Source organism: Mesorhizobium sp. 113-3-9 (assembly GCF_016756515.1).
GTDB lineage: Bacteria > Pseudomonadota > Alphaproteobacteria > Rhizobiales > Rhizobiaceae > Mesorhizobium.
The window spans coordinates 7,352,843-7,374,829 of record NZ_AP023246.1 but is presented as its reverse complement, the minus strand read 5'-3'; the positions used below and the strand labels follow the sequence as shown (position 1 = coordinate 7,374,829).

The 21,987-nt window shown below is 61.3% G+C and carries 18 protein-coding genes and 6 pseudogenes; 7 read left to right on the top strand and 17 right to left on the bottom strand.

Going from position 1 to position 21,987, the window contains the following annotated elements:
- Positions 1-498 precede the first annotated feature (498 nt).
- The 6 genes and pseudogenes from groL to MesoLj_RS36575 form a co-directional block, all read right to left on the bottom strand.
- Positions 499-2,157: a chaperonin GroEL gene (gene groL, locus MesoLj_RS35210; protein WP_096453558.1), complete on the bottom strand. Its 1,659-nt coding sequence runs from the start codon at positions 2,155-2,157 to the stop codon at positions 499-501.
- A gap of 65 nt (positions 2,158-2,222) precedes the next feature.
- Positions 2,223-2,519: a co-chaperone GroES gene (groES, locus tag MesoLj_RS35205; RefSeq protein WP_010913529.1), complete on the bottom strand. Its 297-nt coding sequence runs from the start codon at positions 2,517-2,519 to the stop codon at positions 2,223-2,225.
- A 364-nt stretch (positions 2,520-2,883) separates the two neighbouring features.
- Positions 2,884-3,375: pseudogene (locus MesoLj_RS35200) on the bottom strand (Tn3 family transposase); the annotation flags it as partial.
- Between the two features lie 267 nt (positions 3,376-3,642).
- Positions 3,643-4,455, bottom strand: a complete 813-nt coding sequence (locus tag MesoLj_RS35195) for an arylamine N-acetyltransferase family protein (protein ID WP_010913531.1) — start codon at positions 4,453-4,455, stop codon at positions 3,643-3,645.
- Between the two features lie 325 nt (positions 4,456-4,780).
- Entirely contained in the window at positions 4,781-6,100 is a 1,320-nt protein-coding gene (hemN, locus tag MesoLj_RS35190; RefSeq protein ID WP_202324430.1) for an oxygen-independent coproporphyrinogen III oxidase, read from the bottom strand.
- 274 nt (positions 6,101-6,374) lie between these two features.
- A complete protein-coding gene (locus MesoLj_RS36575; RefSeq protein ID WP_244730956.1) occupies positions 6,375-6,836 on the bottom strand; it encodes a hypothetical protein in 462 nt (153 codons plus the stop codon).
- On the opposite strand from MesoLj_RS36575, the gene MesoLj_RS36570 reads away from it, so the two are divergent.
- On the top strand, positions 6,805-6,990 hold the full coding sequence (locus tag MesoLj_RS36570; protein ID WP_193364021.1) for a hypothetical protein: 186 nt from the start codon (positions 6,805-6,807) through the stop codon (positions 6,988-6,990). The two genes, MesoLj_RS36575 and MesoLj_RS36570, sit on opposite strands and share 32 nt — an antisense overlap.
- A 119-nt stretch (positions 6,991-7,109) precedes the next feature.
- Here MesoLj_RS36570 and MesoLj_RS35180 read toward each other — a convergent pair.
- Positions 7,110-7,315 (bottom strand): annotated as a pseudogene (locus MesoLj_RS35180) (MFS transporter); the annotation flags it as partial.
- A 104-nt stretch (positions 7,316-7,419) separates the two neighbouring features.
- Between MesoLj_RS35180 and MesoLj_RS35175 the strand changes: the two are divergent.
- The 4 genes and pseudogenes from MesoLj_RS35175 to MesoLj_RS35160 all read left to right on the top strand — a co-directional run bounded on the left by MesoLj_RS35175 (position 7,420) and on the right by MesoLj_RS35160 (position 11,151).
- The gene (locus tag MesoLj_RS35175; RefSeq protein ID WP_199201475.1) at positions 7,420-7,797 is read left to right on the top strand and encodes a hypothetical protein; all 378 of its coding nucleotides are present in this window, start codon (positions 7,420-7,422) and stop codon (positions 7,795-7,797) included.
- Between the two features lie 41 nt (positions 7,798-7,838).
- On the top strand, positions 7,839-9,479 hold the full coding sequence (locus MesoLj_RS35170; protein WP_244730602.1) for a radical SAM family RiPP maturation amino acid epimerase: 1,641 nt from the start codon (positions 7,839-7,841) through the stop codon (positions 9,477-9,479).
- 168 nt (positions 9,480-9,647) lie between these two features.
- Positions 9,648-9,943 (top strand): annotated as a pseudogene (locus MesoLj_RS35165) (acyl carrier protein).
- Positions 9,944-11,151: pseudogene (locus MesoLj_RS35160) on the top strand (beta-ketoacyl-[acyl-carrier-protein] synthase family protein). It abuts the pseudogene before it with no gap.
- Here the strand turns inward: MesoLj_RS35160 and MesoLj_RS36965 are convergent.
- Positions 11,138-11,281 (bottom strand): annotated as a pseudogene (locus tag MesoLj_RS36965) (LysR family transcriptional regulator); the annotation flags it as partial. The pseudogenes MesoLj_RS35160 and MesoLj_RS36965 overlap by 14 nt on opposite strands.
- A 201-nt stretch (positions 11,282-11,482) precedes the next feature.
- Between MesoLj_RS36965 and MesoLj_RS35155 the strand changes: the two are divergent.
- Positions 11,483-11,608, top strand: a pseudogene (locus tag MesoLj_RS35155) (beta-ketoacyl-ACP reductase); the annotation flags it as partial.
- Between the two features lie 305 nt (positions 11,609-11,913).
- Positions 11,914-12,105: a hypothetical protein gene (locus tag MesoLj_RS35150; RefSeq protein ID WP_010913541.1), complete on the top strand. Its 192-nt coding sequence runs from the start codon at positions 11,914-11,916 to the stop codon at positions 12,103-12,105.
- Positions 12,106-12,550: 445 nt separating this feature from the next.
- On the opposite strand, the gene panD is transcribed toward MesoLj_RS35150, so the two are convergent.
- The 9 genes from panD to nadA form a co-directional block, all read right to left on the bottom strand.
- Complete coding sequence (gene panD, locus MesoLj_RS35145) at positions 12,551-13,003, bottom strand: aspartate 1-decarboxylase (RefSeq protein WP_010913542.1); 453 nt, start codon at positions 13,001-13,003, stop codon at positions 12,551-12,553.
- Positions 13,004-13,061: 58 nt separating this feature from the next.
- On the bottom strand, positions 13,062-14,045 hold the full coding sequence (locus MesoLj_RS35140) for a beta-ketoacyl-ACP synthase III (protein WP_202324427.1): 984 nt from the start codon (positions 14,043-14,045) through the stop codon (positions 13,062-13,064).
- Complete coding sequence (locus MesoLj_RS35135) at positions 14,042-15,307, bottom strand: adenosylmethionine--8-amino-7-oxononanoate transaminase (RefSeq protein WP_202324424.1); 1,266 nt, start codon at positions 15,305-15,307, stop codon at positions 14,042-14,044. The genes MesoLj_RS35140 and MesoLj_RS35135 overlap by 4 nt, the downstream gene beginning before the upstream one ends.
- Positions 15,307-15,942 (bottom strand): dethiobiotin synthase, encoded by a 636-nt coding sequence (bioD, locus tag MesoLj_RS35130; protein WP_010913545.1) that lies wholly within the window; start codon positions 15,940-15,942, stop codon positions 15,307-15,309. The genes MesoLj_RS35135 and bioD overlap by 1 nt, the downstream gene beginning before the upstream one ends.
- Positions 15,939-17,078: an 8-amino-7-oxononanoate synthase gene (locus tag MesoLj_RS35125; protein WP_202324421.1), complete on the bottom strand. Its 1,140-nt coding sequence runs from the start codon at positions 17,076-17,078 to the stop codon at positions 15,939-15,941. Before MesoLj_RS35125 ends, bioD begins: the two co-directional genes overlap by 4 nt.
- A complete protein-coding gene (gene bioB, locus MesoLj_RS35120; RefSeq protein WP_202324419.1) occupies positions 17,075-18,070 on the bottom strand; it encodes a biotin synthase BioB in 996 nt (331 codons plus the stop codon). Before bioB ends, MesoLj_RS35125 begins: the two co-directional genes overlap by 4 nt.
- Positions 18,071-18,573: 503 nt before the next feature.
- Entirely contained in the window at positions 18,574-19,455 is an 882-nt protein-coding gene (gene nadC / locus MesoLj_RS35115) for a carboxylating nicotinate-nucleotide diphosphorylase (protein ID WP_202324417.1), read from the bottom strand.
- A 1-nt stretch (position 19,456) separates the two neighbouring features.
- Positions 19,457-20,998, bottom strand: coding sequence for an L-aspartate oxidase (locus MesoLj_RS35110; RefSeq protein WP_202324415.1), 1,542 nt, complete (start codon positions 20,996-20,998; stop codon positions 19,457-19,459).
- A complete protein-coding gene (gene nadA, locus MesoLj_RS35105) occupies positions 20,995-21,969 on the bottom strand; it encodes a quinolinate synthase NadA (protein ID WP_006333927.1) in 975 nt (324 codons plus the stop codon). The genes MesoLj_RS35110 and nadA overlap by 4 nt, the downstream gene beginning before the upstream one ends.
- Between the last annotated feature and the right edge of the window lie 18 nt (positions 21,970-21,987).

Here is a 21,987-nt window from a genome sequence, read left to right as displayed (position 1 = left end):
ATCGGACGAGATCGTTCCGGCCCTCGGTCATTGCAAGCGCAGCTTCCCGACTGATTAGCCCATAGCAATGACAGCCTCAATCACGAGTCGCGCTAAGGCTTTCGCTCCATAACAGGCAAGCGCGGATAGAGCTCGTGAAGAGCTGGCATAGGCGGAGTCGATCATCGAAATCGCCGACGTTGGCAACAGCACTGCGGTATCATTCTTTGAGCGGCTTCCACGGCCGCTCATACCAGGCATATCGAAAACCTACCGCCATGGTCGAACGTGCCATCGATGTAGTGGCTTAAGCGCTGCTAAGTCTTGATAGTCGCGCACAAAGCCATGTTTGTTCAGTACGCCACCCGAAAGCTCCACTGCGACGATGTAGTGTGGCCGTGTAGGCGCGCGCACGATAATATCACGCGAGCCCAAACCTTTTCCGACCGGCTCCGTCCCAAAGAAAGGGGGCGGCGTCGGTGCCGCCCTCTCGGTATCCGAAAGCTGATAGAGGCTAGATTAGAAATCCATGCCGCCCATGCCGCCCATGCCGCCGCCGCCCATGCCGCCAGGCATGCCGCCGCCGCCAGCCGACTCCTTCTTCGGAGCCTCCGCGATCATGGCTTCGGTGGTGACGAGCAGGCCTGCGACCGAGGCCGCGTCCTGGAGAGCCGTGCGCACGACCTTGACCGGGTCGACGATACCCATGGCGATCATGTCGCCATATTCGCCGGTCTGGGCGTTGAAACCGAAGGTCGCGCCCTTGTTCTCAAGGATCTTGCCGGCAACGATCGAGGCTTCCGCGCCGGCGTTGGCCGCGATCTGGCGGGCCGGAGCCTGCAGCGCACGACGCACGATGCTGATGCCAGCGGTCTGGTCGGAGTTTGCGCCGACAGCGTTGATGCTCAGCGAAGCGCGCAGCAGGGCAACGCCGCCGCCGGGAACGATGCCTTCTTCGACGGCTGCGCGTGTCGCGTTCAGCGCATCGTCAACGCGGTCCTTCTTTTCCTTGACTTCGACTTCCGTCGCGCCGCCGACGCGGATCACCGCAACGCCGCCCGCGAGCTTGGCGAGACGCTCCTGCAGCTTCTCCTTGTCGTAGTCCGAGGTGGTCTCCTCGATCTGCTGCTTGATCTGGGCGACGCGGCCCTGGATCTCTTCCTTCTTGCCGGCACCGTCTACGATGGTGGTGTTCTCCTTGGAGATCGACACCTTCTTGGCGCGGCCGAGCATGTCAAGGCCGACGTTCTCGAGCTTGATGCCGAGGTCTTCCGAGATGACCTGGCCACCGGTGAGGATGGCGATGTCTTCCAGCATGGCCTTGCGGCGATCACCGAAGCCCGGCGCCTTGACGGCGGCGATCTTCAGACCGCCACGCAGCTTGTTGACGACCAGCGTGGCCAGGGCCTCGCCTTCGACGTCTTCCGAGATGATGAGCAGCGGCTTCGAGGTCTGCACGACGGCTTCGAGAACCGGCAGCATCGCCTGCAGGTTGGAGAGCTTCTTCTCGTGCAGCAGGATGTAGGCGTCCTCGAGATCGGCAACCATCTTGTCGGCGTTGGTGACGAAGTAGGGCGAGAGATAGCCGCGGTCGAACTGCATGCCTTCGACGACTTCGAGTTCCGTCTCGGCGGTCTTGGCTTCCTCAACCGTGATGACGCCTTCGTTGCCGACCTTCTGCATCGCTTCCGCGATCATCTTGCCGACCGACTCGTCGCCATTGCCGGCGATTGTGCCGACCTGGGCAACCTCTTCCGAGGTCTTGATCTTCGTGGCGTTCTTGATCAGCGTCGAGACGACGTCGCTAACCGCGAGGTCGATGCCGCGCTTCAGGTCCATCGGGTTCATGCCGGCGGCAACAGCCTTGTGGCCTTCCTGGACGATCGACTGCGCCAGAACGGTTGCGGTCGTGGTGCCGTCACCGGCGATGTCGTTGGTCTTCGAAGCAACTTCGCGGACCATCTGTGCGCCCATGTTTTCGAACTTGTCTTCAAGCTCGATTTCCTTGGCGACGGTGACGCCGTCCTTGGTGATGCGCGGGGCGCCGAACGACTTGTCGATAACGACGTTGCGGCCCTTGGGGCCGAGCGTCACCTTCACCGCGTCGGCGAGGATGTTGACACCGCGCAGCATGCGCTCGCGGGCGTCACGGGAGAATTTTACGTCTTTGGCAGCCATTTTGTACTCCTGGGCATTTCGCCCGAAATTCAGATTGGATGGTACGGATGAAAGGCAGCGGCGTGTTAGCCGATGATGCCCATGATGTCGGCTTCCTTCATGATCAGAAGGTCTTCGCCATTGAGCTTGACTTCGGTGCCCGACCACTTGCCGAACAGGATGCGGTCGCCGGCCTTGACGTCCAGCGGAACGAGCTTGCCGGCTTCGTCGCGGGCGCCGGAACCGACGGCGATGATCTCGCCTTCCTGCGGCTTTTCCTTTGCCGTGTCGGGTATGATGATCCCGCCGGCGGTCTTGGATTCGGATTCGACTCGGCGAACGACCACGCGGTCATGAAGCGGCCGCAAATTCGACTGTGCCATTTTTACTATCCCTGGTGCGCAGGTTGAAAGGTTCTCCGTTGCCGGAGGGTGGTTAGCACTCGCTATTGGGGAGTGCTAAGATGATCGTGAGATAGGCTGTAGGTTCGTACTTAGTCAAGACGGGCGGGGGGACGGACCGGAGGGCAAAAGATGTGGAATCGGCGCGGAAGCCGGACCCCCATTTACGGCGCAATCCCACTGCCTACGCGCGTTTCGGCCGTAAGCTTTGGGCCGACTTTTGTGTCTTATTTGGAATGTGAAATTATGTGAAATTAACGGCCGAGCAGTCGGCCGGAATCGACGGCCAGCCGAACAGTCTTGAGCCTTTTGCAATTCATCCCTAACCTCGGGTTGCATCGCCAAAAGGAGCGCTCATCGCTTCGGAGAACGTGCGGAACTTCCGGTCCTTGAGGTTGCGTAGTCGCGGCGCGAAGCGTTTGCCGATCAGGGCAAACAGCCCGAAGACGTGATCGCTCGCGCCGCCCGTATCGGTGAAGTGTTCCTGGATGTCGAGGATCGTGTCCTGGTCGAACAGCCCATCGAGCACATAGGCTGCCTCGCTTTCGGTCGGGCTGATCGGCAGGATGCTGAAGTAGCCGTACTGATCTGACAGATGGCTATAGAACTTCGAGCCCGGCTCGCTGCCATAGTGCAGATTGACGTCGCCGCGCTTCGCCGCTCGGTCGCTCGCGCGAAAGAACTGCCCATCGGATGACGCGGTCGTTCCATTGCCCCAAAATCGAGAATGTGGATGCCGGGTGTGCGCATCGGTGATGCATGCTTGCGCCGCGCGATAGGTCTCCGACCGGGCATGGAAGGTTCTCATCCAGCCGATCTGGTGAGCGCTAGTAGCGCGCGGTGGACACGGCAGCGCAGCCTGATGCTGGGTCGACTGGTATGCTTGATCGCTTGTGGCGACACCGTAACCGACGCTCACCTTTCCAATTCGGAGATCATGGTTAGAGCTGCCGATTGGCTGCCACCGCTGACGGCTGGTGAGCGGTCTTAAGCGAGCAGGGTCATTTACGTATGGGGCTTCGAGTGATGCCACACACGGTGCCTGCAAAAAGGGCAAATCCGACTGCTGAAAACCGCCGCAGTGCAAGCTTGACGGCCTTCTTTCCTATACCCGTCCACGCGACCCAAGCTTTTCCCACAACGAATCAATCGTGGACCGAGGAAGGTGCAGCCGAAAAACATCGGACAAGACTCGCTGCAGTTCGCTCTTCGTTTTGAGGGTTTCTGTTTCCTCAATTTGGTTCCGAATCAAGCTGAAATCCTTGTTGAACAAGTTCGCAGGCCCTTCGGCTGTCAGCACGCTCATCATGAGGCTGGATGGAAACGGCGAACGGTCCCAGCGAGCGCAGATGAAGTTGGCGCCCTCAAAATCTGAGGGCAAGGCGGTGGCTCGATCGAAACCATAAAGAGGGAACCATTCATTCCCGTTCTTGCGTTCAACGACGAGTTCTCCGCTGGCGGAGTCAGCTCGCAGGCGAAACACGTCACGGCCAGCTGTTTGCAGTTCCTCTGTATCGATCCGTAGCGGTGCAATCGGTGCTGGACCACCGAAGCCAGCGTCGGCGAGCCAGTCGACGCCCTCGATGGTTAAGATGAATGCCTGGTGTGTGCGTGGCCCACCCTCCGCAGCACCCATACGCACTCTGCAAAGGATGGGCTGGATCGTGAAACCGAGTGCTTCGAGCGCCAAGCCAAACAACTTGTTCAATTCGAAGCAATACCCCCCTCGCCGGGCATTGATCAGTTTGGCCCAGATCGAATTCTCAGTCAGATTGGGTATATCACCCAACAGCACATCGATGTTTTCAAAGGGAATCGCGCGCATTTGAGCCTGCTGAAGGGCAACAAGACCGTCGACCGTTGTCGGCACTCGAGCAAGGCCGATACGATTCAGATAGATCGCAATATTGAATGCCATGGGATGTCCTTAACACCTAGGATTCGTATTCGTTGAACGCCTGCCGAAAGCGCGATGACGTCCCAGGGTTCACGGAGCAGAGTAAGGTGGCCATCTCCCCCTATACAAGTGAACATGCCGACCATTCCTCGTGTTCGCACTGAACCAAAGCGGCGGTTCGAGCGCTGCAAATACCCCTCGTGATCCGGAAACGCGGGCATTGCTCGTACAGGGCACTGAACATCACGGTGCTGCAAAAACGGGTACACAAAGGACTTCCGATCCACAGCGGATTGCAACAGTCGACCTTCTCAGGCCTCCGCTCATGGTGACTCGCTGTGGCTCACTACGATTGGTCGAGATAAGCGTCGAACGCGGCAGCAACAGAGCGAAGCAAAATGCGATGGCCATGCCGCACGCGGATGAAGCCATTCTCGACGTCCACTATCCCGTCGTCGGCCAGCATCGCCAAGCGCTCAGCTGAATCGAGAAAATGGGTCCAATCAAATCCGTGGGCGGCACAGATTGCCGGTACGTCGGCCTCGAGATCACACATCAGTCGCTCGATGATTGCGCCTCGGACGCGGTCTTCGCCGATGAGACGGTAGCCCTTCGACGTTGCCAAGCGACCAGCTGCGATATGCTGACTATAGGCCTCCAGCGCGCCTGCGTTCTCGACGTAACCCTCTCCAACACGCCCGATAGCCGACGCACCAAAGGCGATCAGGGTTTTGCAGGTGTCGGCAGAGTAACCTTGGGAGTTGCGCCGCAGGCGACCGGTTTTCTGAGCCAATGCGAGCTCGTCGTCCGGCAAGGCGAAGTGGTCGACCCCAATCTCTCGGTAGCCGGCAGCAACCAGCGTCTCGGCGACGGCCGCAGCTTGTTCGGCGCGGGCAGCGCTGTCCGGTAGTCCTGCCTTTTCGATGAGGCGCTGATGTTTATTAGAAGACGGCGTGTGAGCGTATCCGAACACGGCAATCCGCTGCGGGCGCATCGCCACCGCCACCGTGGCGGTCTGGACGCAGGACTGCATCGTCTGATTGGGAAGACCGTAGATGAGATCGATGTTAATGCGGTTTATTCCCTGCTGGCGCAGGTTTTCGACGGCAGTCGCCGTCTGCTCTACACTCTGGATACGATTGATCGCTTTTTGAACACTGGGGTCGAAACTTTGCACGCCGAGGCTCGCGCGGTTCACCCCGGCTGCACTTAAGGCTTCGGCCATCTCCGCGGTGAACGTGCGCGGATCGATCTCGACGGCGATGGCGGTCTTTTGCCTGAACGCGAAGCGGCGGCGTAGAAGCTTCGTCAAGGCGAGGAATTCCGTTGGCTCAAGGAGCGTGGGCGTTCCGCCGCCAAAGTGCACGTCGCTCACGGGCAGCGCCTGCGGCGTTAGCTCTGAGACCAAATGGATCTCGCCGCGCAGCGCCGCCACGTAATTTTGGTTCGGCGGGTCCCGCTGGGTGATGGTAGTAGGGCAGCCGCAATACCAGCACATCGACCGGCAGAACGGAATATGGATATAGAGCGATACGGGATCGTTAGCCGATAGGCCGCCGAGCCATTCCCCATAGGCCTCCGCGCCGATCGCTGCGGAGAACTGCGGTGCAGTTGGATAATTGAAATACCAAGGCAGGCACGCCTCGCTATGTTTTGTCTGTAGCATAGCCGTTTCTCATCTTGATGTTAGCTCCATACCTGCCGCGCTCTCCTATGTCTCTGATCTTCAACTGTCGCGGCGCAACTTGTATTTCCGTCGTGCCAATTAGCCTGTGTACAATAGTCTCCATGGAAGCGCGCACGGGTGCGCTTTATTGGGGCGCTGTTGGCGAAGGGCGGATTTGGTCGGCGCATCTGGTGCAGGTGTTCGATTCCACCCGTAGTGCGCGCCACGTCTCCGCCCTCGCCGCCGGCTTCATCTCGCTTCAATCCACACGGTCCTAAGGCTTGCGCACTATTGTCCATGAGTTTTTGAGACATGTGGGTGTATTCGAGGGCGTAACGGCGGGCGTATCCCTGCAGGTTGCCCTCGGCCTTGGACAGTGCATCGACATCGAGGATGGTGCGCCATTGCGGCTTGCCTGACCTGTAGGATTCCCAGTTCGCACGCCGCCACAAGGCTTGCACGTGCGTCCCGTCCTGCCAGAGTTGTCGATCATGTCGCCTTGCGCAAGGCCGGGCGAAGCAATACGATCGGTGGCCTGTAGGATCTTCAGAATGTCGGCTTGGTATTCTCTGTAGCGCGGATCTTTCGACAGCTTATTGACGGTCGATAGGTTATGCGCCCTGACCCAGGTCATCGCCTCGTCGTCGTCGACCTCGTTCAGATAGGCGCGGGGGTCGGTGGCATCGTTAGGAGCCTCGTTGGGGTTGGAACGGATCGCCTTGGCGATGGTGGTCATCTGGGGCTGGGCGGAAGCCGTCATGGCGGTCGCCGTAGCTAAGGCCGTCGCCGTCATTAAGCTGTTCATAGATGTACTGCTGATGGTTAGCTCTTTCGAAAGCCTCGAAAAACGTAGCCGAAGCGATGGAAATGAACCGCTTCGCCTCTTCTAGGCAAGAGCTGTGCCAGTAAGACACGCTTGAATTCAATGGATTATTCTGGGGCGGTGGGCGGCCGTCTAGGATAAGTCGCACCGTAATTGTCGCAAGCGCGACACGCTTGTCGCTTGGGAGCATGCTGCCCAAGCGACAGAGGCGAACGCCACCAGCTTGTTTTGAGACGTGATTCGCCTCAGGTAGCCGTTGCTCATGCCCGCGATGAAAGCACCGGTGCCGAAGCCGCCAATAAAATGCCGTAGACGATCCGTCCGCTCTTCAATTGATTCCGGACGACGAGAGGGAGCAGCGCCAGTATGGAAATGCTGGCCAAGCCGAAAATCAGAGATGTGAGGTTGGTACGGAGCTTGCTGGTACATCAGCCGATCGCTTGTGAGAGCGAGATGGCTGGATAGCTCGGACACTGAGCAGAGGCGGGAATTAGCTATGGCGCGAGCTGACGTAGAGCGATTCATCAACGAGTTGGGAAAAAAAGGCAGTCCGCTTGAAAACCTCAAACGGCGTGCTGGAGGGCTTGCATCGATTGTAGAATTTGCAAAGGACCTCGACTACAACATCACACTCGACGAGGTTAAAGGTTTTATCCGATCGAACAGCCGAGAAAAACCAAATAGCAAGAAGCTTCGCGCGACTGCGGGCCGCAAGGGTGGTTCGAGTGTTTCGACCTTGACCAGCCTTGTACACACCAATGCGTTGGCTAATTGCGCTCCGTGTACGTCCATGAGCCCTGTTAAAGTCGATGGAAAAACTGCAGCGGTCGCGGTCGTTGTCGTTGTTGTGATAGTTGTAGCTGTCGCGAGCTAGCTCTGATCGCATTGGCTCGAAGGAGCCGGTCTGAAGAGAACATGATCGCAAAGCTTGTCAACGAGATAATGCCATCAGGCGGACAAGGGACCGCTGCAAGGGCTCATCTCTACCCTCGGAGCGAACGCTGGCGGCAGATTTTTGATCGGCGCACGCCTAAGGAACGGCGCAGTTTGTCACATATCAAGCGCTTCATGGAGCGGCTGGCCGGTGATGGGAAATTCCGTACGGCGCTTTCCGAGAACCTCGACAACCCTCGGATAGTGACCGCGCGATACGGCATCGAAGTTGACCCAATGGAGATGCTGCCGCTCTGGTGCGGTGACTACCTGAAGTATCGCTTCAAGCCGGAGTCTGCCCCGTGGCCGCTGGCTATGATGTGGGATGAGTATACGCGGGAGATGTTGCGCCATCGCGACCTCCTGCGCGGCCAAGGCGAAATGTCGACTATCAATCCTCGCTTTCATGCCTGGCGCGAGCGCCAAATCCGGCGCTGTAACGACGAAATGGGCGAATTGGCGCCGTCAATCGCGCACTCTGTCATCGCTTTCGAGCTGAGCGAAGGCTGCACCGTCGGTTGCTGGTTCTGTGGCCTCTCGGCGGGTACCTTCAAAGGTTACTATGAATACACTGAGGAGCATGCAGAGGTTTGGCGCGGCGTGCTCCGTGCGGTGAGCGAAATGTTTGGTTCGGCAGTCCGCACTGGCTTCTGTTACTGGGCCACAGACCCGATCGACAACCCGGAGTACGACCGTTTTCTGTTCGACTACCATCAGATCACGGGCGAATTGCCACAAACGACGACGGCGGCCCCGCTCAAGGATCAGGCACTCACCAACCGCGTGCTCGAACTGTTCGAACGCTACGGTCGCGTGACCAATCGTTTCTCAGTGCTAAGCACGGACCATCTTAATCAGATACACGCGGCGTTTTCGCCCGAGGACCTGATGGGGGTCGAACTCATCTTGCAGGGCAAGGACGGGCCGACCGCAAAGGCTTTCACCGGGCGCGCACGAGCGCGGAAGGAGAAACTCAGGGCAGCCGGCAAAGACGCCGCAATCGCCGTGCCGGAGGGCTGTCCCACGACAATCGCCTGTGTTTCTGGCTTTCTCGTGAACATGCGGCAGGGACGTTTACAACTGGTGACGCCGGTACCGGGTAGCGAACGCTGGCCTCTTGGGTACCGAATCGTGGCTCAACGTTTCTTCAGCACGCCCGACGAGTTCCTGGAAGGTCTCGATAGCATCATCGACGAGAATATGCTCGAAAGCCCCCCTCCCAACCGGCCAATTCGCTTCCGCGGAGACCTGCAATACGAGGCAGGGGACCACTGCTTCCATCTCCGCTCACGCAACAGTGAGCATCGAGTGCTCGACGGGGTGGTTCCGATTCCCATTGGCCATCTAATCGCGAGCGGGAACTGTACAGCCTCGGAGCTGATTATGCGGGCCACGGACGGAGCGAGCGTCCTTGCAGTCGCCCGACTTGCTCGATCAGCTATACGCGGCTGGGGTGATCGAAGAGGACCTCGACGACATTTCGCTTGGCAAAACGGGATGACGGGCGCGGGCCGCGGGCTTTTTTGTCCGCAACGCCACTGCCCTGCGTCCCGCTCGGGTGAAGCGGGCTATCGCGGCCGGCCTCGACGAAATCGAGGTGCTCGCCGAAGGCTTCGCCAATGACAATGGCGCCAAGCTTACCGGACCGCTCTATGCCGACGGTTGGCATTGAAGTCATTGGCGAGCCAGGCCGGCGTGGCGTTCCCCTCACGGATCATCTGGTCCCACCTCCAGGTCATGGAACGCGATGTTGCCCGCTCGGCTCTCGCGGATGAAGGCGTGAAGCGGCTGATGACCATTCCCGGCGGGGCTGCGAAGCCCCTGAGCCACGCGACCGAAAGCGGCGCAACAGGGAACCGCGTCGAATCGGAAAGCGGCGAGAGTGTGTCCACCATCGGCGAAATAACGACTGCCACGGAACTGACCTCGCTCGGAGTCGATTCGCTGGGTCTGGCGGATCTCCTCTGGGATGTGGAGCAGGCCTACGACATCAAGATCGACATGACGCGGCTGACGCCTGGTCGAATCTCAAGAATGTCGGCGACATGGTGGAAGCCGTCCGCGGTTTGCTCGCGAAGGAGGTCTGATTGGACAGGCGAGTCGTCATTACTGGGATAGGGGGGCTTTGCGGCTAGGCAACAACGCCGCCTCTATCTGGAAAGAGATGCGCGAAGGTCGCTCCGCCATCCGCCCGATGGTCACTTCCGCGCTTCATGAGATGAAGGGGACTGTCGGTACCGAGATCAAGGAGCTGCCCCAGCACGACATCGGCCGCAACCAGCTCGTCTCCATGGACCGCCACAGCTTGCTCGCTGTGCTTGCAGCGCGTGAAGCCATGCAGCACGCCGGACTTTCCTGCGATAAGGGAAATCCGTATCGCTTCGGCGCGACAGTGGGCGTCTGCGGCTGGGGCTGGGGAACGGTCGAAGAAACCTACCGTGACCTCCTTTTGGGCGGCGCGAAGCGTGCTGGCATTTACACTGCACCAAGGGGGTTGCCGAGCGCCGCTGCCAGCCAGGTCAGCATGAGTCTCGGCCTGCGCGGCCCGGTCTTTGCCATCGCCTCCGCATGCGCATCAGCCAACCATGCGATCGCTTCGGCCGCGGATCAGATCAAGCTCGGCCGGGCCGACGTGATGCTTGCCGGAGGCGCCGAAGCGCCGCTCGTATGCCTTCAGATGAAGGCATGGGAAGCAATGCGCGCGCTCGCTCCAGATACGTGCCGGCCCTTCTCCGCCGACAGGAAGGGAGTGGTGATAGGCGAGGGTGCGGGCATGGCCGTGCTGGAAAGCTATGAGCATGCCGCCGTGCGCGGTGCCACAATCCTTGCCGAGATCGCAGGCATCGGCCTTTCCGGCGACGCCTTCCACATCGTCGCGCCGTCTGTCGAGGGGCCGGAGGCCGCGATCCGCGCTTGCCTTGCCGACGCCGGGCTGAATGCGGAGGACGTGGACTACCTAAACGCCCACGGCACCGGCACCAAGGCCAACGATCAGACTGAGACGGCGGCGATCAAGCGCGTCTTCGGAGACTATGCCTATTCGATGTCTGTCTCGTCCACCAAGTCCATGTACGCGCATTGCCTGGGCGCAGCGAGCGCACTTGAAATGATCGCCTCCGTGATGGCGATCCAGGAGGGCATTGTGCCGCCGACCGCGAACTATCGCGAGCCAGACCCCGATTGCGATCTCGACGTCACGCCCAATGTGGCGCGCGAGCGCAAGGTGCGCGTGGCACTGAGCAACGCTTTCGCCATGGGCGGCATGAACGCAGTTCTGGCGTTCAAGCAAGTGTAGAAGGCATGCGAGATGCCTCCAGTAACTCTATCTCTCGTTTCCAAATGCTTGCCGGATCACGATTGTGAAGGACGTGCCCTTGGACCGCCTCGGTGAATGCGCCAAGTGGCAGCGGAAGCTGGACAAGCCGGGGCCCCATCCTTTGCAAAATTCTCAACTGTTGAAGCGACGTCGACGTACCGCTACCCGGAAGGTTAAGCGAGCCCTTCGAGTTCGGCTCGATGGCCTGTCCAAAGCTGTATCCGATAATATCTGAAAGGCGCATGGCCGCCAGTGACCGCTTCCGTGGAAGACCGGCCGCAACGCGCTCGTCACCGGAGCAAGTGGTGGAATCGGCGAGGCCGTGGCGCGGACGCTGCACGCGCAGGGCGCAACCGTCGGCCTGCACGGCACGCGTGTCGAAAAGCTCGAGATGTTGGCTGCCGAGCTTGGCGGGCGGACAAGACTGTTTCCGGCGATTGCCGGGTGATCGCGCTGAGGCACCAGAGCGGCAGATTTTTTGCAGAGGTAATCTCGGACTGAATACGCGTTCCCATTCACATTAGCTGTGGATAACAAGGCTGAATTAACATGCAAATCTGCGCATCTAAATCGATTTGAGCACTCACGGACGTTGCGGACCAGAATCGCCGTCACCCTGAAATCGACAAGGCATCGGCTATCCCAAAATCGGGGCTTGACGTTACGTAAGGTCCTATGTTTTCCGATGTGCGGGAACGACTTCCAGTCTCAGCCCAAGGGCGACGAAAATGAGGGGCAGCAATGGTGGCTGGCGAACCTAATGACGTGCGCGTCAAGCGTTGTGGTGGGGGATGGGTTGTTCATATTGTCGAGGACGGCAAACTGACAGTTCTTCGGTTCAAGACACAGTTTCCCGCCGAAAATTACGCCGATGGCCAACGAGCCAGGCTCGGTCTTGCTGCCAAGCCACCGATCGACGAACCTGATATGTAACCGGATCAGGCGTCGGATGGCTGGTGAGCCTTGGCGCCGGCGGGAAACACTTGCCGAAGGCCCACCTCAATGCTGCTTGCGGCCGTTCGGCTAGCCATATTCGCGATGATGGTTGGCACCGCTGCCGATGCGGAAGACGGTAGCCTGCTTGATCGACACGGCGGCAAAGATCATGAAAAGCCAGGTCGTCAAGGACCCGGCCGCGGCGCTTGAGAAAGCAGCAAGAATTTGCAAGCCGCCACCGCAAGTAACCTGAGACAAGGGTCAGACATGCAAACCGCTGTTCGCGGATCAGCAGCTGCGAGACATTGCGCCATCCCACGAAGGCCCACGGTGCCCAAGGCGTGGTGGGCATCAGCCTTTCGAAGCTGAGCATCAGCAACTTCGTCGAGTCTTGGACCAGACGCTCTTCAGTGCCGAGGCTCGCACATCTGTGGAGCGCGGCTCACGCCCCGGAGACCAGGGCAGGAATGACCAAAGGCTCATCCGCCTCGTCAAGAATGGCGAAACTGTAACGGCCGTCTGTGTCAATATCGACGGAGTAGCTCAGGCGGTCGAGTATGTGGTTATCCTGGTCGAACGTGACGATGCGCGGCTTCAGCGAAGTGATATGCGCTTCGTCCAGGTAGATGGAGTTGCAGACGATAATCGGGTCGTCGGGCTGACAGGTGCGAGCCGCCGCTCCGTTGAGGATGCAGCACCGTGAGCCGCGCTCGCCGAGGATGACATAGGTCGAAATCCGCGCACCGGAATTCTTGTTCCATATCTCCACGAATTCCATCGGCAGGATCCCGGCTGCCTCGCAGTGGTCGGGGTCGAGCGTTATCGAACCATGGTAGTTGAGGTTCGCTTCTGTGACGTGGATGCCGTGCAGCTTGCCGGCGACTAGTTTTCGCATTGGTCGTTGTCCCTGTATTCATCGTTCAAGGTCAGTCTTGGCAGTTCGGTTCGCGCGGCTAAATTCCAACGACGAGCGCACCGCCGCTAAGACCCGCACCCGCGGCCGCCAGAAGAACCTTCTCCCCCGGCCGGAACGGTTCCGTGCGATGGGCGAGCGACAGTGAGAGCGGGATCGTCGCGGCCGAAGAGTTGCCGTAGTCGGCGATCGTCTTGACGATTGCTTCATCTGCAATGCCGAGGCTCCTCCCGACCGCATCGAAAATGCGGGCATTGGCCTGGTGCGGCACGAACCGATCGATGTCCTGCGGCTGCGTTCGGGCTGCGGCGAGCGCGTCCTTTGAACATGCAGTCATCATGTCCACGGCCTTGGCGAACACTTCGCGGCCGTCTGTAATGGTCATGCGGGTTTGCCCGAGATCGAGGCCACAACGGAACGGGGTGTTGCTTCCGCCGGCCGGAATCTGGATCAGCCCGTAGCGTGAGCCGTCGGAATCCACCGAGGCACCGAGAATGCCTCGATCCGGGTTATCGCACGGAGCAATCACCACGGCGCCGGCGGCATCGGCAAACAGCACGGCGCTGGCCCGCTCGGCCGGATTGATGCGGCGGCTGAGGATGTTGGCGGCGATGACCAGCGCCGGTTTGCCATGCAGGCGGGTGAATCCATCCGCGAACATCAGCGCATAGATGAAGCCCGCGCAAGCACCCGTCAGGTCGACCGCGCCCGCGCGGCCAAGGCCGAGCTTGTGCGCGACCAAGGGTGCGCTGGGCGGCAGAAGGTGGTCCGGCGTCGAGGTGGCAAGCAACAAGAGCCCGATGTCGCCGCGGTCAATGCCGGCCTCCGCCAGCGCCATGTCGCCAGCCTGCGTGGCAAGACCAGACAGCGTGTCTTCGTCGGTCGCCCAGAAGCGCGAACGGATTCCAGTACGCCGCTCGATCCAGCCGGGTTCGAGCCCGAGCCAGTTTTCGATTTCCGGGTTCTCAACCTTGCGCGACGGCGCATGATGACCAAACCCGAGAATTCGCGACGATGCGCTCATGGCTTCGAACCGAAGCGTTCACCGGCCTCCTCGATGGCATCATAGAGCCCGACCAGCTCGTCGCCGGTGATGCAATAAGGCGGCAGAAGATAGAGGACATTGCCGAGCGGGCGCACAAGCAGCCCGCGCTCGAGAAAGAACGCGCGCAGCTTCGGACCAATCTCGGCGAGATAACCTGAGGAATCGGTTCGGAGGTCAATCGCTGCGATCGTTCCCGTCGCGCGACAGTCGGTAAAATATGGATTGTCCCGAAACCGTTGCAGCCCGGCGGACTGCATAGCGCTCAAGGCCGCGATACGCTCGGCCACCGGTTCGTCATGCCAGATCTCGACATTGGCGAGTGCTGCCGCGCAGGCAATCGGATTTGCGGTGTAGGAGCTCGAGTGGAAAAACGTCTTCTTCCGGTCCGTCGAATAGTGGGCCTGGAAGATGGCATCGGTCGCAAGCGTGGCGGCCAACGGGATCACGCCGCCCGTCAGCCCCTTCGAGGTGCACAGGATGTCCGGAGAGATGGATCCCTGCTCGCAGGCGAACATGGTTCCGGTGCGGCCCCAGCCGGTCATCACCTCGTCGGCGATCAGCAGCGTGCCCGAAGCTTCGGCGATCTTCTTCAGTTCGGTCAGAACCGAGGCCGGATACATCAGCATACCGCCGGCGCCAAGCACCAGCGGCTCGACGATCAGCGCGGCGGCGTGCCGGTCGCGGCTGACGGCCTCGAACCGATCAAGCGTCTCCTGCTCTCGCCCGGCGGCCGGGAAGGGGATGGTATCGACCTCGAACAGCAACGGCTCGTAGGCAGCGTTGAACACACCGCGGGCGCCGACGCTCATCGTGCCGATGGTGTCGCCATGATAGCTGTGCTCCATGACGACGATGCGCGTGCGCGGTGCGCCGATGTTGCGGAAATAGCCGAGCGCCATCTTCAGCGCGACCTCGACGCAGGTCGAGCCGCTGTCGGAGTAGAACACCCAGTCAAGGCCGGCCGGAGCGAGGCCGACAAGCGCCCTGGCCAGGCGTTCGGCCGGCTCGTGGGTGAAGCCGGCGAACATGATCTGGTCGAGGCTCGCCGCGGTCGTTTCGATGGCCTTCATGATGTGGGGATGGCGGTGGCCGTGGGTGACGACCCACCAGGAGGAAATGGCATCCAGGATGCGCGTGCCGTCGGCCTTGTGGAGGTAGGCGCCGTCCGTCCGGACGATTTCAGGGATGGCGGGCTCGAGCGCGTGCTGGGTGAAGGGATGCCACACACGGGACTGCGGCATCATTCGCCTCCTGCGATCGCTGTGAGGTCGAAGCCGGCAACCATCGCATCCCGCAGCGTCTCACTCGTCAGCGGATCGATGTGTGGCAGCCTGCCAAGCTGGCGCACGCCGCTGAATTCCACGATTGTTCTCTGCGTATCGGCCACCTCATCGCCGATGAAGGCAATGCCGATGAGCGGGATGGAACGGGCTCTGAGCGCCTCGATCGACAGCAGCGTGTGGTTGATCGTGCCGAGCCTGGTACGGGCGCATAGGATGACCGGCACCCGCCACTGAGCGAATATGTCGATGAACTTGGTGCGCCGGTTGAGCGGCACCATCAGTCCCCCAGCACCTTCGATGACGATCGGGCCCGGCAAGTCCGGAAGCGAGAGCTTTGCCACGTCTATCGCGACGCCGTCGAGTTCGGCTGAACGATGCGGCGACAGCGGCTCCTTCAGGCGATACACTTCGGGCAGCACCCGCCCCGTCGGCAGGCCGGCGAGCCGTTCCACGACCTGGCTGTCAGTCTCCTCGTCGAGCCCCGATTGCACCGGCTTCCAGTAGAAGCCGTCGAGCAGGCCGGTGAGCCCGGCCGAAAACACCGTCTTGCCGATGCCGGTATCCGTTCCGGTGATGACGATGCGCTTGGTCATGCCGAGGCCAGCACCTCGACGAGTGCCCCGACCATGGCCGAAATGTCGGCTTCGTCGACGTTGAGCGTCAGCGAAATGCGCAGTCGCGATGTGCCCTCGGGTACGGTCGGCGGACGAATGCCGCGTATGTCGAAGCCGCGCGTCTGCAGCGCCGCCGCCACCGCCATGGTGCGCCTGTTGTCGCCGATGACAAAGGACTGGATCTGCGAGCCGCTGGGCTTCACGCCGCAGCGCTCGGCCAATTGGCGGCCCGCGAAGGCTACGCGCTCCTGCAGCTGGACACGGCGTTGGGGCTCGTCGGACAGCATGGCCAGCGCTTCGCGCACTGCCACCGCCATCAGAGGCGACGGCGCGGTGGCGTAGATGAATGGCCGGCAGCGGTTGACGAGATAGTCGCATAGCGTTCCCGGCCCGGTGACGAGTGCGCCGGACGCGCCGAGCGCCTTGCCGCATGTGTGAAGTGCGACAGTGTTGTCGCGGCCCTCGAAAGCGGCGGCCAGCCCGCGGCCGTTCGGTCCCCAGATGCCGGTGGCATGCGCCTCGTCGACGACGAGGAATGCCTCGTGCCGATCGGCAAGCGCGACCAGGCTTTCCATCGGCGCGCGGTCGCCATCCATGCTGTAAAGGCTTTCGACCGCGATCCAGACGCGTCCGGTGCCACCCTCGGCGCGCCAGCGCGTGATCGCATCCTCGAAGGCATCGACGTCGTTGTGCGCGGCGAGCTTGAACTCGGCACGGCCAGCGCGGGCCCCCTCATGCATGCTGGCATGGGCGAGCTCGTCGAGGACCAAAAAGTCGCCCTTTTGCGGCAGCGTCGTCAGCAGAGCGAAGTTGGCGATATAGCCGCTGCCGAAGAACAGCGCGCGTTCGGCGCCGAAGAACGCCGCGGCGTCTGCCTCCAGGGCCTCGTGCTCCGGTGAGTTGCCCCTTAACAACCGCGATCCGGTCGCGCCGACCGGCGTCCCCCGCGCAATCGCCGCCGCGACCGCTTCGCCAAGTCTTTTGGAGGCGGCAAGCCCGAGATAGTCGTTCGACGAGAAGTCGAGCCCGGCGCGCGGTGCAAGTGTGCGCAGCCGGTCCTTGCGCGCCAGTCCGCGCAAGGACGCGTCATACCGGGCAAGAAGTGCCTCGTTCATTGCGTGCCGATTTCCATCGGCTCGATGCCGAGACGCTGGAACAGCAGAGTATCCTTGTCTTCGCCGGGATTGTCCGCCGTCAGCAGTGTGTCGCCGACGAAGATCGAGTTGGCGCCGGCAAAAAAGCACAGCGCCTGCATTTCATCGGTCATGGCGGTGCGGCCGGCCGAAAGCCGGACATGCGATTTCGGCATCATGATGCGCGCCAGTGCGATCACGCGCACGAATTCGATCGGCTCGATGGGTTTGGCCTCGGCCAGCGGGGTGCCCTCGATCGGGATCAGCATGTTGATCGGAACGCTTTGCGGATGTTCCGGCAGGTTGGCCAGCGTCACCAGCATGTCGATCCGGTCCACCGGCTCTTCGCCCATGCCGACAATGCCGCCGCAACAGACCTTAATGCCGCTGTCGCGGACATTGGCGAGCGTATCCAGCCGGTCGGCAAACGTGCGGGTCGAGATGATCTCTGAGTAATAGCGCTCGGAGGTGTCGATGTTGTGGTTGTAGTAGTCGAGACCGGCCTGTTTCAGACGAGCGGCCTGCTCAAGATCGAGCATGCCGAGCGTCATGCAGGTCTCCATGCCGAGTGCCTTGACACCCTCGACCATCGCCACCACCGCGTCCATGTCGCGCGCCTTCGGGTTTCGCCAGGCCGCGCCCATGCAATAGCGGGTGGCGCCGGCATCGCGTGCCTTGGTCGCCTCGGCGATGACGCGCCGGACCTCCATCAGCTTTGACGCCTTCAACCCGCTTTCGTGATGTGCCGATTGGCTGCAATAGCCGCAATCCTCCGGGCATCCGCCGGTCTTGATGCTGAGAAGCCGGCTCAGCTGGACCTTGTTGGGATCGAAGTTCTGCCGGTGAACGGTCTGCGCCTGAAACAAAAGGTCGTTGAATGGCGCGTCGTGGAGCGCTTGGGCTTCCGCTCGCGTCCAAGGGGGAAGCGCCCAACCGATTGGATCCGAGGTCAGGTCTGGGCTGAGTTCGTTCATAAAATCTTGTTCTCCATAATCTTCCGTCCTTGACCTGGAGCGTTGCAGTGGATGCTGAAGACCAGGCGCATGCCAGCGGGAAGTCTTCTATCGAAACGCGACTGGTGGCGCTCTTGAGCGGACTCTCCAACTGCTGCCCGCAGGCTCAACTCACGTCATCCGTGGGGATTACGGTTTCCGTTATATTACTCTGAGCACAGGAATGCTCCTTTCTGATCGCGTCGCAGGATTCGGTGAAGGCGACGTCCAGCAGATAACCCAGAAGTTCCAGCCCGTGAGAGGCCGCCAACTGGCGCATCTCGTCGAGTCGGCAGATGATGACGCCAAGGGCTGCGACGCGGCTTTCTGTGCCTTGCTGGTCCGTCCCTCCCGCCTCCGTTGTTGAAGCGTGTCGCCTGGCGCCGAGAAGGCTTGCGTCGGCTGTTGGTGGAACCTGGGACGTGCTGACGCAGGTTAGCCTGCGACCAAAGGAGTTCCTGCGATCCCGGTTCATGTCCTCTCCATCAGTTCAGATGCCTGTTGCAATTTCGGTCGGCCGGCATGTCGAGACCAATGTCGAGGATGGGCGCGCTGTGGGTAAGCCAGCCGACCGATATGAGGTCGACGCCTGTCGCCGCAATTGCCCCGGCGCTCGCCCGCGTCACCCGGCCCGAAGCCTCGGTGATCGCGCGGCCACCGACCATAGCCACAGCCTGCGTAAGGTCCTCGACCGACATGTTGTCGAGGAGCACGGCGTCGACACCCGCTGCCAGCGCCATCTCCAACTGGTCCAGCCTGTCGACCTCGACCTCGATCTTGACCATGTGACCGATGGCGCTGCGCGCCCGCTCGATTGCGGTGCGGATATCGCCGGCAATGGCGATGTGGTTGTCCTTGATCAGCACGGCGTCGTCGAGCGCGAAGCGGTGATTGGCACCGCCGCCCGCTCGTACCGCATACTTTTCCAGGACACGCAGGCCGGGCGTCGTTTTGCGTGTGCACACGATTTTTGCGTTATGGCCCCTCACCGCGTTTACGAGCGTAGCCGTTGCCGTCGCGATGCCGCTGAGTTTGCATAAGAAATTGAGCGCCGTCCGCTCCGCCGTCAGCAGGCTGCGCGCCGGCCCGTTTACGATCGCGATGGTCTGGCCGGCCGAAACCTTGCCGCCCTCAGGACACCGCAGCTGGATGCTGATCCCGGGATCGACCAGCAGGAAGGCAAACATGACCAAGTCGAGCCCGGCAACAACGCCTGCCTGCCGGGCATTCAACGCCAGCGTCGCTTTGCAATCGGCGGGGATGATCGCATCGCTCGTGATGTCGCCGGCTCTGCCCAGGTCTTCAAGCAGGGCAGAACGCACGATGGGCTCCATGATGATCTGGGGAAGTGGTGCAAGTGAAGTCATGTCAACGGCTCCGTTCGGATGCTTGCCATCTGAGCGTGACGGCATTCTCAAAAGCTGTGCAGAGCGTCAATCGTGAGGGGAGGGCGGCGGCATCGCGCCCGGGGAAATCGGATCGAAAGTGGGAGCCGCGGCTCTCCTCGCGCCGAAGGGCGGCGATCGCCATCAACAATGCCACCAGGGCCGGATCGGCCGCGGCCGTCTCGCAAACAGAGATCGGCAACAGTGTCGCGACCGTGTCGCATAATGATTTCCCATTCCGAACAATGCCAAGCGCATTGGACACAATCGGGCGAATAGGTGAAGGGTCGGGCCGGATGGGAACAGTTGCCGGAAGCCTAGGCCACTGCCCACCCGCAGAGGTAGCTGCGACGCTTTCAGCCACCCAGGCGGCGGTTGCAACCGCTTCGGTCAGCGAGTTGCTGGCAAGCCGGTTGGCGCCATGCAGTCCTGTGCATGCGACTTCGCCACAGGCCCACAGGCCGCTAACGGAAGTTCGCCCCTCGGCGTCAACGGCCACGCCGCCCATGTGATAGTGAGCAGCGGGCCGCACGGGAATGGGTTCCACCGCCGGATCGATGCCGGCATGCTTGCAAATAGCGTCGATTGCCGGAAAGCGTCTTGCGAATTTCTGCCCGAGACAATGTCGGGCATCGAGATAGACGCCATGCCCGGCTGCGAGCTGATCGGAGATCGCCCGCGCGACCACATCGCGCGATGCGAGTTCTGCCCCGGGCGTGTCTGCCAGGAAGCGATGGCCGTGCTCATCGATCAGCACCGCGCCTTCGCCACGCACTGCTTCGCTGACAAGCGGCATTGGCCGGCGCGCAATGTCGAGGGCCGTCGGGTGGAATTGCACGAATTCGAGATCGGCTAGTTCCGCTCCAGCACAGGCTGCCAGCGCCAGGCCGTGCCCGAATGAGGAGAGCGGATTGGTTGTATCGCAAAACAGGCCGCCTATCCCACCGGTCGCCAGCACCACGCGGCGTGTGGGCAATGCGAACACGGCGCCATGCAGGACAGTCAGCAAGCCAACAATGCTGCCCTCCGCGACAACCAAGCCAAGCGCTGTCATGCCTTCCATGATCGTGATCGAACGGGTTCGCCGCGCCACGCCGAGTAGCGCCCGAAACAACTCGCGGCCAGTTGCGTCGCCGGCGGCGTGCACGATGCGGCGACGCGAATGCGCCGCTTCCAGGCCCAGCTGCAGCCTCCCGTCTAGCGAGCGGTCGAAAGGAGTACCAAGACGAATGAGATTCTCGACGGCTTGAGGTGCGGCCTCTACCACCCGCCTGGCCATTTGTTCGTCGCAAAGCCCATCGCCGGCAGCAAGCGTATCGGCGAGGTGCAGGTCGGGGCTGTCGTCCTCCCCCAGACTCGCTGCGAGCCCGCCCTGGGCTAGAATGCTCGAGCCTTCGGTTCCGAGCGAGGTCCTTGACAGAAGGACGACTGGTTGCGGCGCCAAGTGTAGCGCCGTCATGAGCCCGGCGATACCAGCGCCGATGATGACCGGCGCTCCGCCAATGTGATGGATGTCCGCCGTCATACAAAGAGCATGCGTTCCACAGCCCAGCGGGCCCGTTCAGCGACATGAGGATCGATCGTGACGACGTGGCGGTTCTCCTCGAGCGCGGTCCGGATGTTGGCGAGCGTGATGCGCTTCATATGCGGGCACAGATTGCATGGGCGCACGAAATCTACTTCCGGATGCTCGACCGCGACGTTGTCGCTCATGGAACATTCCGTCATCAGCACCACACGCGCCGGCCTATGCCGCGCGACATAGTCGGACATCGCCGCCGTCGAGCCGGCGAAGTCGGCTTCCGCGACCACTTCAGGCGGACATTCGGGATGGGCAAGTACACTGATGCCGGGATGGGCCTCACGCAGCTCGCGGATGTCGGCCGCGGTGAAGCGTTCGTGCACCTCGCAGCGCCCCTTCCAGGCAATGATCTCGACCTTGGTCTGCGCCGCGATGTTCTTCGCCAGATATTCATCGGGCAGCATGATCACACGCGGCGCGCCGAGCGATTTCACCACCGCGAGCGCATTGCCCGAGGTGCAGCAGATGTCGGATTCAGCCTTCACCGCGGCGGAGGTGTTGACGTAGGTCACCACTGGAACGCTCGGATAACGCTGCCGCATCAGGCGCACGTCTTCGGCGGTGATCGACTCGGCCAGCGAACAGCCGGCGCCGAGATCCGGGATGAGCACGGTCTTGTCCGGATTGAGGAGCTTGGCGGTCTCGGCCATAAAATGCACGCCCGCGAGCACGATGATTTCGGCATCGACTGTCATCGCCTTGCGGGCCAGCGCCAGGCTGTCGCCGACGATGTCAGCCACGCAGTGAAAAATCTCCGGCGTCTGGTAGTTATGCGCCAGGATGACCGCATTGCGCTGTCGCTTCAGATTCAGGATTGCGTCGATATCCTCGACGAAGACCGACCACTCGATCGGTGGGATAACGCGCCGAACGCGGTCGTACAGTGAGGCGCTCGAAGGCAGGACGGCACTCATCGAGCCTCCAGTTATAGT